This is a genomic window from Lentzea sp. NBRC 102530, from assembly GCF_030269365.1.
Lineage (GTDB): Bacteria > Actinomycetota > Actinomycetes > Mycobacteriales > Pseudonocardiaceae > Lentzea.
Genome location: NZ_BSTF01000023.1, coordinates 1 through 16,015, shown reverse-complemented (window position 1 = coordinate 16,015; position 16,015 = coordinate 1). Strand labels below are relative to the sequence as shown.

Annotated in this window: 17 protein-coding genes; 8 read left to right on the top strand and 9 right to left on the bottom strand. The window is 70.0% G+C overall.

Annotated elements, in window-relative coordinates; translation table 11 throughout:
• Positions 1–172: 172 nt before the first annotated feature.
• Complete coding sequence (locus QSK25_RS40190) at positions 173–496, top strand: DUF3817 domain-containing protein (protein WP_285646420.1); 324 nt, start codon at positions 173–175, stop codon at positions 494–496.
• Here QSK25_RS40190 and QSK25_RS40185 read toward each other — a convergent pair.
• The 3 genes from QSK25_RS40185 to QSK25_RS40175 form a co-directional block, all read right to left on the bottom strand.
• Entirely contained in the window at positions 468–1,511 is a 1,044-nt protein-coding gene (locus QSK25_RS40185; protein ID WP_285646418.1) for a phosphotransferase, read from the bottom strand. The two genes, QSK25_RS40190 and QSK25_RS40185, sit on opposite strands and share 29 nt — an antisense overlap.
• Positions 1,508–2,542, bottom strand: a complete 1,035-nt coding sequence (locus QSK25_RS40180) for a phosphotransferase (RefSeq protein ID WP_285646416.1) — start codon at positions 2,540–2,542, stop codon at positions 1,508–1,510. The genes QSK25_RS40185 and QSK25_RS40180 overlap by 4 nt, the downstream gene beginning before the upstream one ends.
• A gap of 62 nt (positions 2,543–2,604) precedes the next feature.
• Positions 2,605–3,102 carry a MarR family winged helix-turn-helix transcriptional regulator gene (locus QSK25_RS40175; protein WP_093592887.1) on the bottom strand — a complete coding sequence of 166 codons (498 nt, stop codon included), beginning with the start codon at positions 3,100–3,102 and terminating at the stop codon, positions 2,605–2,607.
• Positions 3,103–3,152: 50 nt separating this feature from the next.
• Here QSK25_RS40175 and QSK25_RS40170 point away from each other — a divergent pair, with 50 nt between their 5' ends.
• The 3 genes from QSK25_RS40170 to QSK25_RS40160 all read left to right on the top strand — a co-directional run bounded on the left by QSK25_RS40170 (position 3,153) and on the right by QSK25_RS40160 (position 5,407).
• Positions 3,153–3,458 (top strand): MTH1187 family thiamine-binding protein, encoded by a 306-nt coding sequence (locus tag QSK25_RS40170; protein WP_285646411.1) that lies wholly within the window; start codon positions 3,153–3,155, stop codon positions 3,456–3,458.
• 159 nt (positions 3,459–3,617) lie between these two features.
• A complete protein-coding gene (locus QSK25_RS40165; protein ID WP_285646409.1) occupies positions 3,618–4,442 on the top strand; it encodes an SCO6745 family protein in 825 nt (274 codons plus the stop codon).
• Positions 4,439–5,407, top strand: coding sequence for a tetratricopeptide repeat protein (locus tag QSK25_RS40160; RefSeq protein ID WP_502881946.1), 969 nt, complete (start codon positions 4,439–4,441; stop codon positions 5,405–5,407). The genes QSK25_RS40165 and QSK25_RS40160 overlap by 4 nt, the downstream gene beginning before the upstream one ends.
• Positions 5,408–5,575: 168 nt before the next feature.
• On the opposite strand, the gene QSK25_RS40155 is transcribed toward QSK25_RS40160, so the two are convergent.
• Complete coding sequence (locus QSK25_RS40155; RefSeq protein WP_285646406.1) at positions 5,576–6,370, bottom strand: helix-turn-helix domain-containing GNAT family N-acetyltransferase; 795 nt, start codon at positions 6,368–6,370, stop codon at positions 5,576–5,578.
• Positions 6,371–6,402: 32 nt separating this feature from the next.
• Entirely contained in the window at positions 6,403–7,845 is a 1,443-nt protein-coding gene (locus QSK25_RS40150) for a neutral zinc metallopeptidase (RefSeq protein ID WP_285646405.1), read from the bottom strand.
• A gap of 181 nt (positions 7,846–8,026) precedes the next feature.
• Between QSK25_RS40150 and QSK25_RS40145 the strand changes: the two genes are divergently transcribed.
• Genes QSK25_RS40145 through QSK25_RS40135 form a run of 3 tightly spaced genes read left to right on the top strand, consistent with a single transcriptional unit; the run spans position 8,027 to position 9,764 of the window.
• On the top strand, positions 8,027–8,617 hold the full coding sequence (locus QSK25_RS40145) for a DUF6230 family protein (RefSeq protein WP_285646404.1): 591 nt from the start codon (positions 8,027–8,029) through the stop codon (positions 8,615–8,617).
• The gene (locus tag QSK25_RS40140) at positions 8,608–9,063 is read left to right on the top strand and encodes a DUF6114 domain-containing protein (RefSeq protein ID WP_285646402.1); all 456 of its coding nucleotides are present in this window, start codon (positions 8,608–8,610) and stop codon (positions 9,061–9,063) included. The genes QSK25_RS40145 and QSK25_RS40140 overlap by 10 nt, the downstream gene beginning before the upstream one ends.
• On the top strand, positions 9,060–9,764 hold the full coding sequence (locus QSK25_RS40135; protein ID WP_285646401.1) for a hypothetical protein: 705 nt from the start codon (positions 9,060–9,062) through the stop codon (positions 9,762–9,764). The genes QSK25_RS40140 and QSK25_RS40135 overlap by 4 nt, the downstream gene beginning before the upstream one ends.
• Positions 9,765–9,847: 83 nt before the next feature.
• On the opposite strand, the gene QSK25_RS40130 is transcribed toward QSK25_RS40135, so the two are convergent.
• Positions 9,848–11,218 (bottom strand): neutral zinc metallopeptidase, encoded by a 1,371-nt coding sequence (locus tag QSK25_RS40130; RefSeq protein WP_285646400.1) that lies wholly within the window; start codon positions 11,216–11,218, stop codon positions 9,848–9,850.
• Positions 11,219–11,350: 132 nt separating this feature from the next.
• Here QSK25_RS40130 and QSK25_RS40125 point away from each other — a divergent pair, with 132 nt between their 5' ends.
• On the top strand, positions 11,351–12,028 hold the full coding sequence (locus tag QSK25_RS40125; protein ID WP_285646398.1) for a DUF7850 domain-containing protein: 678 nt from the start codon (positions 11,351–11,353) through the stop codon (positions 12,026–12,028).
• Here QSK25_RS40125 and glgB read toward each other — a convergent pair.
• The 3 genes from glgB to QSK25_RS40110 all read right to left on the bottom strand — a co-directional run.
• Entirely contained in the window at positions 11,948–14,125 is a 2,178-nt protein-coding gene (gene glgB, locus QSK25_RS40120) for a 1,4-alpha-glucan branching protein GlgB (RefSeq protein ID WP_285646397.1), read from the bottom strand. The two genes, QSK25_RS40125 and glgB, sit on opposite strands and share 81 nt — an antisense overlap.
• A gap of 3 nt (positions 14,126–14,128) precedes the next feature.
• A complete protein-coding gene (locus QSK25_RS40115) occupies positions 14,129–15,439 on the bottom strand; it encodes a maltokinase N-terminal cap-like domain-containing protein (RefSeq protein WP_285646395.1) in 1,311 nt (436 codons plus the stop codon).
• Positions 15,440–15,443: 4 nt separating this feature from the next.
• On the bottom strand, positions 15,444–16,015 hold a 572-nt coding region (locus tag QSK25_RS40110), incomplete at its 5' end, for an alpha-glucosidase C-terminal domain-containing protein (protein ID WP_285646394.1).

Below are 16,015 nucleotides of genomic sequence, written 5' to 3'. Positions count from 1 at the left end.
GCTGGTGCGCGGCAAGGGGATCGAGGCGCCGGCGGTCCCGGCGGCGATCCTGGTGGGCTTCTCGCTGGTGGTCGGGTTCCTCGCCTCCCGCGTCCTCAAATGGGAGGAATAGGACATACCGGTACAGACCCGGTGGTCCTGTGCTGCCGGTCACGGTTCATGATGGGGAACCATGACGTTCTCCAGCGTGGTCGGACGGTTCCGCATCCTCGCCCTGGCCGAGGCCCTCTCCTGGGCCGGCCTGCTGCTCGGGATGTTCTTCAAGTACGTCGTCGTGCAGAACGAGATCGGCGTGAAGGTCTTCGGCCCGATCCACGGCATCGTCTTCGTGGGCTACGTGCTGGTGACGCTGATGGCCGTCGCGCCGCTCAAGTGGGACGCGCGCACGACGGTCCTCGCGCTGCTCGCGAGCATCCCGCCGTTCGGCACCGTCCTCTTCGAGCGCTGGGCGTCGAAGACCGGCCGCCTCACCGAGCCGGCGGCAGAACAGCTCTGAGGTGCCGCTGCGGGTCACCCTCGTGGTAGATCCGCTCGGACTCCTCGATGTTGTCGAGGAATTGCTGGTACTGCACCGCGAGCAGCAGGTGCGCGGCCCGGCGGGCGGTGTCGAGGGCCGCGAGCGGGCGGCTCTCCGGCCGGTGCCGCAGCCACGCCTCGCTCCACACCTCGCGGATCAGGTCGCCCAGTTCGGGACGGCAGAACTCGATGAGCCTGCCCGCGTCCAGCGCCGGGTGGCCCCACACGACGTCGGACCAGTCGATGACGACGCCGCTGTCGAACCAGTTTCCGGGGTGGAAGTCGCCGTGCACCAAGGTGTCCGGCAGTCCGAAGTCCGGCATCGGCACCGGGCACGGCCGCACTCGAGGCTCACCCGCGAGCGCGTTCTGCACGGCGACCCAGCGCGGCACGACCTCCGTGATGTGCTCGGGCCTCGTGTCCCAGCACGCCTCACCGTCCGCCTGGCCGAGCAGGACGCGCAACGGCGCCGAGGCGAGCACCTCGGGCACCAGGCCGGGGTCGTGCGCGGCGACCATCCCGATCACCTCGCCCTCGTTCGCGAAGAACGGTGGCACGGCCTTGAGCCACGCCGGTCCGTTCGCGGTGGGCAGCCGGTGCACGCTCGACAGGTTCCACGACTTCACCTGCACGGCGGGGCCGGTGCGCTCCACGTGCGCATCAGCCCAGTTCAGCAGCTCGGCCGGGCCGCCGAGACGCGCCCACGGCAACCGGTGCGGGGCGTCCGCGGCAGGCTCGTCGGCGGGCTTCAGGCAACTGCGATCCGGTTCCGCGCGCGTCTCGACGTGGTAGGTGACCAGGCCGCCGGCGGGTGCCCTCCCGCCCTCGACCGACACCAGCCGGAGCACGTCGGTCTCGACGCCCAGCAGCCGTTGCAGCGCCTCGTTGACGGGTTCGGTGTCGGGCCACCAGCGCGACCCGACCTCGATCACGTCCGTGCGGCCCGCGAACCCGCTCGGCGTGCTGACCAGGGCGACGAACGACCGCTCGCTCACCCGGACACCAGCTTCAGCGCCTCGCGCAGCTCCACCTGCGGGTCGCCCTCGTGGTAGATCCGCTCGGACTCCTCGATGTTGTCGAGGAACTGCTGGTACTTCACGGCGTTGTGCAGCCGGGACGCGCGCGGCGCGATCTCCAGCGCCGCCAGCGGATCGCTGTCCGGGCGGTGCGTCAGCCACGCCTCGCTCCACACGGTCCGGATCAGGTCGTGCAGGCCGCGGTCCGCGTACTCCATGAGCCGGGCCGCGTCGAGCGCCGGATGGCCCCAGACGGCGTCGGACCAGTCGATGACCACGCCGCTGCTCAGCCAGTTGCCGGGGTGGAAGTCGCCGTGCGTGAGCGTGTCGGGCAAGCCGAAGTCCGGCATCGGCACGGCGGACGGCCTGAGCCGGGGCTCGCCCGCCAGCGCGTGCTGCACCGCCACCCAGCGCGGTACGACCGCTTTGACGTGCGCGGCGTCGACCGGCCAGCACTTGGTGCCCTCCGCCTGGCTCATCAGCACCCGGTGCGGCGCGGACGCGAGCACCTCGGGCACGAGGGACGGGTCGTGCTCGGCGACCATCCTGATCACCGAGCCCTCGTCGGCGAAGAACGGCGGCACGGCCTTGAGCCACACCGGTCTGTTCGCGGTGGGCAGCCGGTGCACGCTCGACAGGTTCCACGTCCGCACCTGCACGGCAGGGCCGGTACGGGTGATCGTCGCGCCTGCCCACTCGACCAGCTCGGCGGGTCCGCCGAGTCGCGCCCACGGCAACCGGTGGTCGGCATCGGGTTCGGGTGCCCGCACGGGTTCGAGGAGACCGTGATCAGGCTCTTCGTGCGCTTCGACGTGATACGTGACGACCCCGCCGAACGGCACGTCGCCACCCTGGACCGAGACCAGCCGCAGCACGCTCGTCCGCACGCCGAGCAGGTCGTGCAGCGCGGCGTTGACCGGCTCGACGTGGTTCCACATCGGGGTCTCGACGGCGAACGGGCTGGTGCGGCCGATGAACCCACCGGGGGTGCTGACAAGCGCGACGGCCACGCGATCCGGTCGTTCCGACATGGGCCCATCAGGCCACAGAACGGCCCGACCGCCCAACCGAATTAGTCCTCGAAGTCGCCGCTCGCCCGGCGCACCTTCGCGAGCAGGTCGGTGAGCTGCTCGGTCTGCCGGTCCGTGAGGCCCTTGAGCCCGAGGTTCACGTCGACCACGGCCGCGGTCGCGCTCTCCCGCCGCTGCAACCCGGCGTCGGTGATCTCGACCAGCGTGGTGCGGCGGTCCGTCGGGTGCGGCGTGCGGCGCACGAGGCCGTCGCTCTCCAGCCGGTCGACGATGTTCGTGACGCTCGTCGGGTGCAGCTGGAGGCGTTCGCCCATCACCCGCATCGGCAGCGCGCCCTTGCGGGAGAAGTAGAGGAGCACCAACGCCTCGTAGCGCGCGAACGTGAGCCCGTGCGGTTTGAGGGCTGCGTCCACGGCGGACTGGATGATTTGCTGGACCCGCATGACGCTCGTGACGGCGGCCATCGACGTCGACGAACCCACCCGGTCGTCCCACAGTTCGGCCGCGCGGGCGATCGGATCGAACGGCAGCGGTGTCATGGGCACCGAAGCTACCAGTCAGTACACCTGTGGATCACCAGGAGGTGCGCGTGCTCGTCGCGTTCAGTGTTGCCCCGTCCGGTTCGGACGAATCCGGAAGTGTCGCCAAGGCCGTCGCCGAGGCCGTCCGGATCGTGCGGTCCTCCGGCCTGCCCAACGAGACCAACGCGATGTTCACGCTGGTCGAGGGGGAGTGGGACGAGGTGATGGACGTCGTCAAGCGGGCGACGGAGGCCGTGCAGGCCAGTGCTTCGCGGGTGTCCCTGGTGCTCAAGGCGGACATCCGTCCCGGGTACTCCGGGCAACTGAGGGCCAAGGTCGAACGGATCGAGGAGCAGCTTTCGGACACCCCCTGACGACCGGCGTTTGAAGATCATCTGCGGGCCCGGCCGCACTGTCCAGGATGTGGGAACGCGGCGGGTCGCGGACGTGTCGTCCACGGATGGCGGAACGGCTCTACGCCGCCCCGGTGAGCGGACCCGTGCGGCGCTGCGGGCTGGGCTAGCGTGTCTGGCGTGGACGCGAGGCAGCTGTGGTTGAGGTTCGAGCCCTACCACGACGTCACGTACTTCACGCCCGAGTCCAGGGCGGCGACCGACGCGCTGGGCTGCAAGGGCGGCTGGATGGGCTACTTCGGCCTGCGGGCCGCCCCGCTCGGTGCGGCGTCGCCGGAACTGGTGGAGGCGGTCTTCTACAACTTCGCGCCGCGCATGGTCCGCCGTGCGCTGCCGGACGCGTGGGCGGTCGCGTCACCCGAGGAGTTCCTGCGGGTGCGGCTGGAGGGCGTGGACGGGGCGTTGCGGCGCCTGCTCGGCCCGGTGGACGCGCCGGAGGTCGAGGAGGCGGCGGTCCTCGCCCGCGAGGCGGCGCTGGCGGCACCGCTGGGTGGTCGCCCGCTGGCGGCGGCGAACCGCGCGTTGCCCTGGCCCGAGCAGCCTCACCTGGCACTGTGGCACGCCTGCACGATCTTGCGCGAGGCTCGGGGCGACGGTCACGTCGCCGCGCTGGTGGCCGCCGGCATCGGACCTTGCCAAGCGCTTGCGCTCTACGCGCGTGAACATTCTCTCGACCCGGCATACATGCGCGCCGCGCGTGGTTGGACTGTCGAGGAGTGGGAAGAGGTGGCGGACCTGCCCGGCGACCTCCCCGCGGTGGAAGCGGCGACCGATGCCGCCGCCACGGCGCCGTGGGAAGCGCTGGGGGAGACCGGCACCGCGCGGTTCGTCGAACTGATGACACCGCTCGCTCTACGCATCGCCGCGGCCAACGAGGCGATGCGCGTCAACCCGATGGCCCTGGACCCGGTCCGGGAACTAGCCGTGCCAGGATGGAACACGTGACAAGGCCTGATCCTCGCAAGACCGCCGCACTGTCCGCCGCGCTCTCGGGCGCCGTCGACCTGGGTGCCCTGAAGGCACGGGCCGACGCGGCCCGCACCGCCGCCGCGGCGCCCGCCACCGCTGCTGCCCCCACCCCCGACAACGGGTCCGCGCCGTGGATCGTGGACGTCACCGAGGCCTCGTTCCAGGCCGTGGTCGAGCAGTCCCTGCAGGTGCCCGTCGTGGTGCTGCTGGGGGCCTCCTACAGCCCGGAGTCGCAGCAACTGGCCGCGTCGCTCACCCGCTACGCCCAGGCGTCCGGGGGCGCGTGGATCCTCGCCCGCGTCGACCTGGAGACCGCGCCGCGCATCGGCCAGGCGTTCGGGGTGCAGTCCGTGCCCACGACCGTCGCCGTCGCCGCCGGCCAGCCGATCGACGCGTTCGCCGGCCCCATCGCGGACGCCGAGCTGTCGCAGTGGATCGCCCGCCTGCTCGACGCCCTGCGCGACCGCCTGCCCGGCATCCGCGCCGGCGAGGCCCGCGCCGGAGGCCCCGTCGAGCCCGAGGAGATCCCCGAGGACCCGCGCATCGTCGCGGCCGAGGAGGCCTTCGAACGTGGCGACTACGTTGCCGCGCAAGGGTTCTACTCGGAGATCCTGGCGTCCGAGCCGGCCAACGAACTCGCGAAGGAAGGCCTCGCGCAGGCCAAGTTCGCCGAACGGGCCGAGAGCGTCGACCCGGCCGTGATCGCCAAGGCCGACGGCGCGCCCGAGGACATCGACGCCCAGCTGGCCGCCGCCGACGCGCAGGTCGCCGGGCAGCTGGTCGAGGAGGCGTTCAAGCGTCTCGTCGACACCGTCCGCCGGGTGTACGGGGACGACCGCGACCGCGTCCGGCAGCACCTGGTCGGGCTGTTCGAGCTGTTCCCGGCCGACGACCCGCGCGTGGCCGCCGCCCGCCGCAACCTGGCGTCGGCGCTGTACTGAGCGCCCGGCCCCGAACTCCCGTCCACTGTCGCGAGCCTGCTTCACGTTGCCGGACCGCACGCGGGGACCTTTCGTTCGCTGTGACTACACGAAAGGTCCCCGCGTGCGGCAAGGAAACGTGAAGCAGGTTCGCGGTGCGGACAAGACTTCCGGTCACCTGCTTGGTCGCTAGTCGCGACGCCGTTCCAAGAGGACGGTGTCGCGCCACTCGCCGTGGTGCTGCGCGATCCGCTCGCGCAGCCCCACGGTGCGGAAGCCCGCCTTGTGGTGCAACGCGATGCTGGCCCGGTTCTCCGGGAAGACCACCGCCTGCAACGTCCACAGGCCGTCCGCGTCCGCCGCCGAGACCTGGTGGTGCAGCAGGGTTTTGCCGACACCCCTGCCCTGCGAGGCGTCGGCCACGTAGATCGACGTCTCCGCCACGCCCGAGTAGCACTCGCGCGGCGAGACGGGGGCGGCCGACGCCCATCCTGCGACCCTGCCGTCCAGTTCGGCGATCCAGCGGTGGTCCGGCAGCCACTTCGACTCGAGCGTCCGGCGTGACGGGACCTCGGTCTCGAACGTGGCGTTGCCCGAGGCGATGCCCTCGCCGTAGATGCGCCGCACCTCGGGCCAGTCGGCGGCGGTCATGGCCCTGATCGTCACGCCGTCGACCGGCCGGACCGAACCCGACGCCAGCGCGCCCATCACGGCGTCCGCCGCGTGCGGCAGGCCCGTGCAGCAGGCCGGGTTGACCGTGACGAGCGTCGTCGTGCCCTCGCGTTGCACGTGCAGGAAGCCGACCTCGGCCAGCTTGCGGACGTGGTGCGAGCAGGTGGACTGGCTCACGCCCAGCAGGGTGGTCAGTTCGCCGACGGTGACCGGGACCGGCGACGAGGCCACGTGGTGCAGCAGGCGCACCCTCGTCGCGTCGGACAGCGTGGAGAACCACGAGGCGTAGGTCGCGGCTTCATCGGTTAGCACCGGTCAAGTATCGATCCGGGTCGATGGAAGAATCAAACCGAGTACTTCTTGACGCAGAACGAGAGCCCGCGGAAGAACCCGTCGCCGAACGCCTCCACCCGCGCGAAGCCCGACGGCACGGCCTTGCCGTTCACGTCCGCCGCGATGAGGCTGTCGTCGGCCAGCAGCTCCGCCACGGCCTCGTCCAGGTCACCGGGGGACAGGCGCAGGCCCGCGGCGGCGTCCGGCCGGTTCGTCAGGCCCGCCCAGGCACCCGTGAGGCACGCGGTGCGCTGGCCGGCCGCGTCGTCGTCCAGCTTGAAGCCCGTGGCGTGCTGGATCGAGAGCGAGAAGCGCGAGGCGATGACCGCGAACGCCGCGAAGTCGCCGATGCCGCCCTTCGAACCCCGCTTCGGGGGCGTGCCGATCTTCACCAGCGCCGGCAGGTCGAGCTGGAGCTGGTTCACGGCGGGGCAGTAGGTGGCGGGCGACGTCGTCTGCGCGTCCGGGCAGGGTTTGACGCCCGTCCGGTCGAAGGCCGGGAAGGCGGCGCCGCTCGACTTGTAGGCGTCGCGCAGGGACTCCTCCAGGGCGCGCTGGTACTTGTCCTCGTCGATCTTGGCGTTGCCGCGGCCCTGACCCGCGTCGACGTCGTCGAGCGCGAACGGCCGCTCGGTGATGCGCTTGCTGATCTCGGCCTCGTTGATCTCGGCGCAGCGGGCCGCGCCGCGGGTGAAGCCGAACTGGAACGCCGACACGCGGTCGAACGCGCTGCCGTGCGCGCCCTGCTTCTCGAACGACGTTCCCGCGCTGTCGCGGATGAAGAACATCGTCTGCATGATCTGGTTGAGGCCCTCGCCGGTGGAGAGCTCGAAGTGCTTCGACTTGTTCTCCGCCACCCAGCGCATGAACACGCCGGTGTAGCAGTCGGCCTGCTGCTCCTTGACGATCGACGGCGTGTTGGCGCCGATGTTCGACGCCGGGCCGAGCTTGTACTGGACCGCGTGGCCCATCTCGTGCGCCAGGACCGTCACCACGGCCATCGGGCCGAACGAGTCCTTGAGCATCGGCAGGAGTTCGCCGCGGTCCCACGTGATGCTGTCGTCGAGCGCGCAGTAGAACGCGTTGGCGATGCCCGTGGTGTTGAGCTTGCAGACCTCGACGCCCTTGCCGTTCGAGTCGTAGGACAGGAACCGCTTGACCGGCTCGAACGTCTTGCCGCCGAACGAGCGGGGCAGCTCTTCCTTCCAGAACTCCTGCACGTCGGCGAGGGTGTTGATGGCCAGCCGGTCCATCTCGCCGCCGTCGCCGTTCTCGACGCTCAGGTCAGCGTCGGGCACGCCCTGCTTGGGGCCGGACGGGCCGTTGGAGATCTCGAGGCCCGCGACCTTCGTGGGGTCGGGGCGCTCGCCCTTCGGTTCGCCCTCGACCACGGTGGCGCACGCGGTCAAGGCAGCGGTCACGACCAGCGCGACGGCGATTCGTCCGAATCCCATGAGGTCAGACCCTACTAAGTGCGTTCTTGGGCCGTTCGGCAAGGACCTGCGGCCAAACGTGAAACTGTCTCACTCCCAGGGGTGATTTCAAGACGGCGCGGGCTCGTTTTCGTTGTCCTGCCGATGTTTCGAAGCGCAAAGTCCGTTCCGCAAGCCTTCAGTGTGGAAGGAGTTCGGCGGTATGGGTAGAACGCGCTGGGCACGGTTCGTCGGAGTGCTCGGCATCGGCGCTGTCGGCGCCGGTGCCCTCCTCTTCGGCATGTCCCAGGGAGCGCTGGCCGCCTCGTTCGCGGTGTCCGGCACCAACTTCAAGGTGTCCGCCGACAACTTGACGGGCCAGGGATTCGTCCAGTTCGGCGGCGTCGACGCGGGTGCGGGCAAGGTGCACGTCGTCGCGGTCAGCGGGTTCAAGACGGCGAGGCTCGACAAGTTCTGCCAGTCGGTGTTCGTGCCCGGCATGCCGATCGTCGGTGACGTCACGATGCGCATCACCGCGGACAGCGTGGGCGGCATGTCGGCCGACAACCTGGTCGTCAACCTCACGGACCTCAACGGCGACCTGGTCCTCGGCAACCCCGAGATCGGCATCGACGCGAGCAAGGTGACCAAGGGCCCGGAGAACCTCAGGGGCCTCCCCGGTTCGTTCGGCCTGCAGGCCGACACGGCCAACATCACCTCGCTGCAGCAGACCGCCTGGGCCACCACGGCCCAGACCATCAGGTTCAAGGGCATGAACCTGACCATCCGCCAGGGGAAGCAAGAGTGCTTCTGAGGGCCTGGCGCGGCTTCACCGCGTGGCGACGTGGCCGGCCCTTCTGGGCCGGTCTCTTCGTGGCGGGCGGCGCACTGATCATCCTGTTCCCGCCCTTCGTGGGCGTGAAGCTCGGCGACATGGTCATCTCGATCCAGACGCTCGGCGGCGTGTCGGCACTGCTGATCGGCGCGTTGCTGGCGATCTGCGCGGCCACCCTGTGGCTGCAGCCCAAGTTCCGCCTGGCAGCGGGCATCGTGACGGTCCTGCTGTCACTCGTGGCGCTGGTCGTGACCAACCTGGGCGGCTTCCTGGTGGGCACGATCCTCTCCCTGCTGGGCGGCGCGCTGGCCGTGGCCTGGACCGACGAGCCCAAGAAGCCGAAGGAGGCGAAGGGGTCGGAGAAGGCACAGGACTCGAACCGGCAGCACGAGCCGGAACCGACCCAGAGGGTTCACCCCACATGATGCGAACACAGCCCCTGGCCGCCGTGGCGATGGTCGCGGTCCTGGCGCTGCAACCCCCGTCGAGCACGGAACCGGCACCAACCTCGACACCCAGCTCGTCGGCCCCGACGACAACGAACACGACCCCTCCGTCGTCGGAGCCACCCGTCAGCAGCACCCCGCCGCCGGCGTCGTCGTCCGCGCCGTCCACACCGCCCACCGCGGAGCCGCCCTCGACACCGGCACCCCCGCCACCGGCCCCTGCCCCGGTGGCGGCGGGCGGAAGGGAGTGGACCCTGACCGCCTCCCGCCTGGACCTGGGAGGCCTCAACTTCGTGGGAGTGGTCGACGCGCTGGTGAACGGCCAGGTCCTCAAGGTCCTGAAGTTCACCGCGTCGGACATGAAGATCAAGGACCTGGTCCAGACGGCCGAGGTCTCACCGGGCGTCAAACTCGTCACCGCAGCACGCCCCGGCAGCACCTCGACGGTCTCACCAGGCCGGATCGAGCTCTTCACCGTCCAGCTCAAGGGCAACCTGGACCTCCTCGGGATCAAGATCCCGGTGGACTACACCGCGGCCCACCCGCCGCCGCTGAACGTGCCGTTCGTGACGTTCACCGAGGTCACCGTGCGCAACACGGACCTGATCGGGGGCACGCTGAAGATCCCGGGCGCGAGGATCTCCGTGGTCTCGGACCAGGCACCCGTGTCACGACGCTGAAGCCCGCACCAGGCCAGAGCCGGTGCGGGCTTCCGCTCGAGCACCCAACCCCGCTGGAACCGCGACGAACGCAACTCCCAGGATCAGAGCCCGCACTTCTTGGGACCCTCGAACACGCCCTCGCGGAACCGGGCCACCCGAGCGAACCCGGGATCCACCGGATCCCGCCCCTTCGAGTCCCGAGCCGCGTAGTCGAACTGCAGCAACACGGTCACAGCCTCGTCGAAGTCGCCGGGCGACAACCCGAACCCGTCCTGCCGCTGGAACACCGCCCCCGTGTAAGCCCCAGCCAGGCACAGCGCCGCAGCAGAGGCAGCTTCCCCCTCGGTGCCCTTCCCCTGCACCGCCAGCTCGGCCATCGCGTACCGGGTGGCGATCAACGTGCCGGTCGCGTAGTCCCCGAGCTCCTTGTGCAACGCGGGCAACTCGTCCTTCGTGTCGATCTGGATCGACTTCGAATCAGGACAGTAAGCAACCGGCCCCTGATCCCCGGAGCACGTCGGCTCCGACTGCGCGGCCTCGGCCCGAACCGCGGGCCACTGCTTGCCGGCCGCCGTCGCCAGCCCCTTGAAGTACCCGTCCAGGTCGGGAGTCACGTTCTCCAACATGTCCGAGAACGGCAGGTTCCCGCCGTTGGCCCGGTCCTTGGTGCTGGTGAACGCCCGCTGTGTGAACTGCCGGTTCTGCACCGACATGGCCCCGCAGAACTTGTTCCCCTGCTCGTACCCGTCCTGGAACGCAGCGACGCGGTCGAAAGCGGACCCGTGCGCCTGCTCGTCCTCGGGCGAGGTGCCCACCGGGTCGCGGAACGTGATCAAAGCACCCAGGGCCTTGTCGAGAGCGTCGGCGTTGATGTCCAGCCGGGGCGACTTGCCGTCGCTCACGTACCGCACGAACGAGCCGGCGAAGCAGTCGGCCTGCGCCTCGGTCAGGATCGTCGGGTACTTGTCCGGCTCGCGGCGTTCCGCCTCGGGCGTGATGCCCATGCGGTTCTGCACCGCGTGGCCGATCTCGTGGGCCAGCACGACGACCACGGCCGCGTCGCCGAAGCGGTCCTGCAGGACGGGCAGCAACGAAGCCCTGTCCCAGGCGATGGCGTCGGCGGCCGGGCAGTAGAAGGCGTTGCCCTCCACGTCGGCGGCCTTCTGGGTGCAGGGCGGCGGCTTCGCGGTGGAGTCCGCGGTGTCGACGGAGAAGTAGCCGCCGCTCAGGGGCTTCCACGGCTTGTTGAAGGTCTCCTGGAAGGAGTCCTTCCAGAACTCCTCGATGTCCGTCAGCGCGGTGGCGGCGAGCTTGTCGATCGGGCCGTTGTCCGAGCCACGCACCTGGACGGTGGCGCTCGACGCGTCCTTCTTCACCACCTTGGCCGCACGCGGGCGCCCTGGGATCTCGGCGGTGCAACCCACCGCGAGCAGGGCGGTGGCGACGATCAACGCGATGCTCCGGTGCCGCATGGACCCATTGTGCCTGCCGTCCGGGCGCGCGGGCGTGCTACTCGTCCAACTCAGGCGCATACAAAGCTCAACGTGCCGCGGGCTGATCAGGTTCACCGAGCCGGAGCCGCCCGATCGACTTACATTTCCGTCGTGCGCGAACTGCTGTGCGCGGCGGTGCTGCTCCTCGGCCCTCCCACCGGGGCGGATCCGGGGATGCCCGGCTGCACGGGAGGCGTCGCCCCGGAGCCCCGCGCCGGTGTGATCGTCGGCCCCGGCACGACCGGCGCCAGCCTCGAAGCGGTCGAAGGCGGCGTCTACGACCTGTCGGTCTGGGCCGGTAGCCGCAGGCCGGGACCGGCGACCGCCACCGGGCTCCAGTTCTCGAACGCCTCCGGCACCCCGCTCAGGACCTACACCCTCAATCCGGAACGACAGCTGAAGCGCCTGAACAGCTACGGCATGATCGCCCCTCCCGGAACGACCACCGCGCGGTTCTTCGCCACCACGACCACCGAGATCCACTGGGACTGCGTCTACCTCAGGGTGTCCGCCTACGCGGCCACGCACCGAACCGGCCAGGTCACCGTCACCAGCACCGGCAGCGAACCCCTGACGAACCTGACCCTGACCGGCTGCGGCGACCCCACGCCGTTCGACCTGAAGGACCAGGTCACCCGGACGTGCGAAGGCACCGGCCCCATCACGGTGACCGGTGCCCTCTACTGGAACGGCGCTCTACCCGGCTCCTCAGTCGTCCGCGCCCAGGACCCCGCGCTCCTCGGGAACGAGCCACAGCACCCCGGACGGCGGCAGCTGCAGGACCGCTGAGTACGGTCGCCCGTGCCACGGCTTCGCCTCGGCCTCGACACCGCCGAAGTTTCCGACACCGGACCCGCCGTAGTGCTGGGCGTCGGTGTTCACGAGCTCCTTCCACCGCCCGGCGGAAGGCAGTCCGACCCGGTAGTCGTGGTGCGGCGACCCGGAGAAGTTCGCCACGCACGTCAGCACGGACCCGTCCTCACCGATCCGCAGGAACGACAGCACGTTGCCGCCCGAGTCGTTCGCGTCGATCCACTGGAACCCCTCCGGCGTCACGTCGTGCGAGAACAACGCCGCAGCGGTCTTGTAGACCGAGTTCAGGTCCCGCATCAACGACTGGATGCCCTGGTGCAACGGCTCCTGCTCGACCAGGTGCCAGTCGAGCGACCGCGACTCCGACCACTCGGCGCGCTGCCCGAACTCACCACCCATGAACAGCAGCTGCTTGCCCGGATGCGCCCACATGAACGCCAGCAGCGACCGCACACCCGCGGCCTTGTTCCAGTCGTCACCCGGCATCCGGGTCCACAGCGAGCCCTTGCCGTGCACCACCTCGTCGTGCGACAGCGGCAGCACGAAGTTCTCGCTCCACGCGTACACCAGCGAGAACGTCATCTCGTTGTGGTGGAACGAGCGGTGCACCGGCTCACGCGACAGGTAGTGCAGCGTGTCGTGCATCCAGCCCATGTTCCACTTGAAGCCGAACCCGAGCCCGCCGAGGTGCGTCGGCCGCGTCACGCCCGGCCACGCCGTCGACTCCTCGGCGATCATCACGACGCCGGGGTGCCGCCGGTACACGGTCGCGTTCAGCTCCTGCAGGAACCGCACCGCGTCGAGGTTCTCGCGCCCGCCGAACTCGTTCGGCAGCCACTGCCCCTCCGGCCGCGAGTAGTCGAGGTAGAGCATCGACGCGACGGCGTCCACGCGCAGTCCGTCGAGGTGGAACTCCTCGATCCAGTACAGCGCGTTCGCCACGAGGAAGTTGCGGACCTCGTTGCGCCCGAAGTCGAAGACGTAGGTGCCCCAGTCGAGCTGCTCACCGCGGCGCGGGTCGGCGTGCTCGTACAACGGCGTGCCGTCGAACTTCGCGAGCGCCCAGGCGTCCTTCGGGAAGTGCGCGGGCACCCAGTCGACCAGCACGCCGATGCCGCGCTGGTGCAGCGTGTCCACGAAGTACCGGAAGTCGTCCGGCGACCCGAACCGCGAGGTCGGCGCGTAGTACGAGGTGACCTGGTAGCCCCACGACCCGCCGAACGGGTGCTCCGCCACCGGCAGCATCTCGACGTGCGTGAACCCCATGTCCTCGCAGTAGTCCGCGAGCTCGGTCGCGAGCTCCCGGTACCCGAGTCCGGGCTTCCACGAGCCGAGGTGCACCTCGTAGATCGACATCGGCGCGTTCGCCCACTGCGTCGCCGCGCGCCGGGCCTCCCACTCCGCGTCCTCCCACTGGTACTCGGACCGCGTGACGACCGAGGCCGTCTGCGGCGGCACCTCCGTGGCGAACGCCATCGGGTCGGCCTTCTCGTGCCAGACGCCGTCCTGGCCGAGGATGCGGAACTTGTACCGCGACCCCACCACGACGTTCGGCAGGAAGACCTCCCAGACGCCGCTGGACCCCATGGAGCGCAACGGGTTTGCGCGCCCGTCCCAGCCGTCGAAGTCACCGGTCACCCGCACTCCGCGCGCGTTCGGCGCCCACACCGCGAACGACACACCGGTGACGTCACCGGAAGCCGTTTCGTAGCAACGGACATGAGCGCCGAGCACGTCCCAGAGCCGTTCGTGCCGGCCCTCGCCGATCAGGTGCAGGTCGAGCTCGCCCACGGTCGGCAGCCAGCGGTACGGGTCGTCGACCTCGACCGCGGGGCCGTCGTTGTACGTGACCAGCAACCGGTAGTCGCCCGGCACCTCGGGCAGTTCGCCCTCGAACAACGCGTCGGCGATGCGCGGCAGCTCGACCTGCTTGTCACCCCAGGCCACCGCGACCGACGTCGCGCCGGGACGCAGCGCCCGCGCGATCACCTGGTCGCCGACGGAGTGCACACCCAGCACCGAGTGCGGGTCGTGGTGCGCACCTGACAGGAGTCGGTCCAGGTCGGCCTTCACGGCTTACTCTCCTCCAGAAGTCATCCGGGCGATCGACGACAGCGGAACCGTCAACCACTCCGGCCTGTTGGCGTGCTCGTAAGCGACCTCGTAGACCGCCTTGTCCAGCTCGAACGCGCGCAGCAGCACGGCGTTGTCCCGCGGGTCGGCCGCCACCTCGGCGTAGCCGTCGCAGAACGCCGCCCGGTTGCGCTTCGTCCACTCCATCGCGCGGTAGGCGAGCTGGTCGTCGTCGGGCTGACCGACGAGCAGCTGCCGTGCCGCGTAGTCGAACGACCTCAGCATCCCCGCCACGTCCCGCAACGGCGACCGCAGCGCCAGCCGGTCCTCGACCTTGGCCGCCGGCTCGCCCTCGAAGTCGATCAGCAGCCAGCCGTGCACCGTCCGCAGCACCTGACCGAGGTGCAGGTCGCCGTGGATGTGCTGGATCGGCAACGCGCCGATGTGCGCGCGGGCGTCCTCGAACGCGGCCCGCAGCGGTTCCTCGTAGCGGCCGAGTTCCGGCACGGACTCCAGCACGACGCCGAGACGTCGTTGCATGCCCGCGATGGCACGGGAGATCGCGTCCTCGTCCGCGATCTTCGTGCCGAGCGCCTCGGCGAGGTCCGCGTGCACCTTCGCCACGGCGTGGCCGAGTCGTTGCGCCTCACCGGCGAAGTCGCCGCCCACCTCGAACGCGTGCAGGTCGGCCTCGGCCATCAGGTCGCGCACCGAGGTCTTGGCCATGTCCCAGCCCTCGACGGCGTCCGGCAGGAACTCCTGCAGCATCGCGAGCGTCACCGTCTGACCGTCGACGACCGTGGAGATCGCGCCGAGCGGCTGGGCGATGTGCTCGCAGCCGACCGAACGCAACGCGCGGTGCATCGTCAGGTCGCGGTTCTCGCCGTGCGCGAGCTTGCGGAAGATCTTGAGGATGTACTGCTGGCCGTAGATCAGCGACGTGTTGGACTGCTCGACGCCGATCGGCCGTCCGCGCAGGCCCGAGCGCAGTTCCGTGCCCGGTTCGTGCGCGAACGTGATGCCGTCGACGCCCTCGCCCGAGGCGATCCGGTCGAGCAGCACGCCGTTGTGCTCGGGGTCGAGCAGGACGTCCCACGCGCCGGTGCTCAGGCTCAGCGCGCCCTGGTAGCTCTCGACGCGACCGGGCTGTTCCACCTCGAAGATCACGTGCACCAGGTCGCCGTCCACCACCGTCGTCCGAAGTGGACGGACGGCCGTGATGGGCTGGTCCTTGCCGCCGAACCACCGCGCCGCCGGGAGCAGATCGGGCAGTGAGGCGACCAGCTTCTCGACCAGCTCGTGTGGGTCAGTCACGCGTTCACCTCATCTCAGCTTCGTCGCCCGCCTCTACCAGCTGGAACCAGTAGAAACCGTGACCCGGGAGGGTCAACAGGTACGGGAGTTCCCCGATCGCGGGGAATTTGACACCTCCGGTGAGTTCCAGCGGCGTGTGATCGCGGTGCTCGGAGAGGTCCAGCTCGACGGGCTGCGGGAAGCGGGACAGGTTGTTCACGCAGAGCACGATGTCCTCGCGGCCGTCCGGGCGCTTCCACTGCCGCTTGTAGGCGAGCACGCTCGGGTTCGAGCCGCCGAGCTCGGTGAAGTCGCCCTCGGCGAACGCGTGGTGCTGCTTGCGCACCTCGATCATGTGCCGCGTCCAGTTGAGCAGCGACGACGAGTTGTTGAGCTGCGCCTCAACGTTCAGGCCCTGGTAGCCGTAGACCGGGTCCATGATCACCGGTAGGTAGATCCGGCCGGGGTCGCAGCTCGAGAAGCCCGCGTTGCGGTCCGGGGTCCACTGCATCGGCGTGCGCACGGCGTCGCGGTCGGCGAGCCAGATGTTGTCGCCCATGCCGATCTCGTCGCCGTAGTACAGCACGGGCGAGCCGG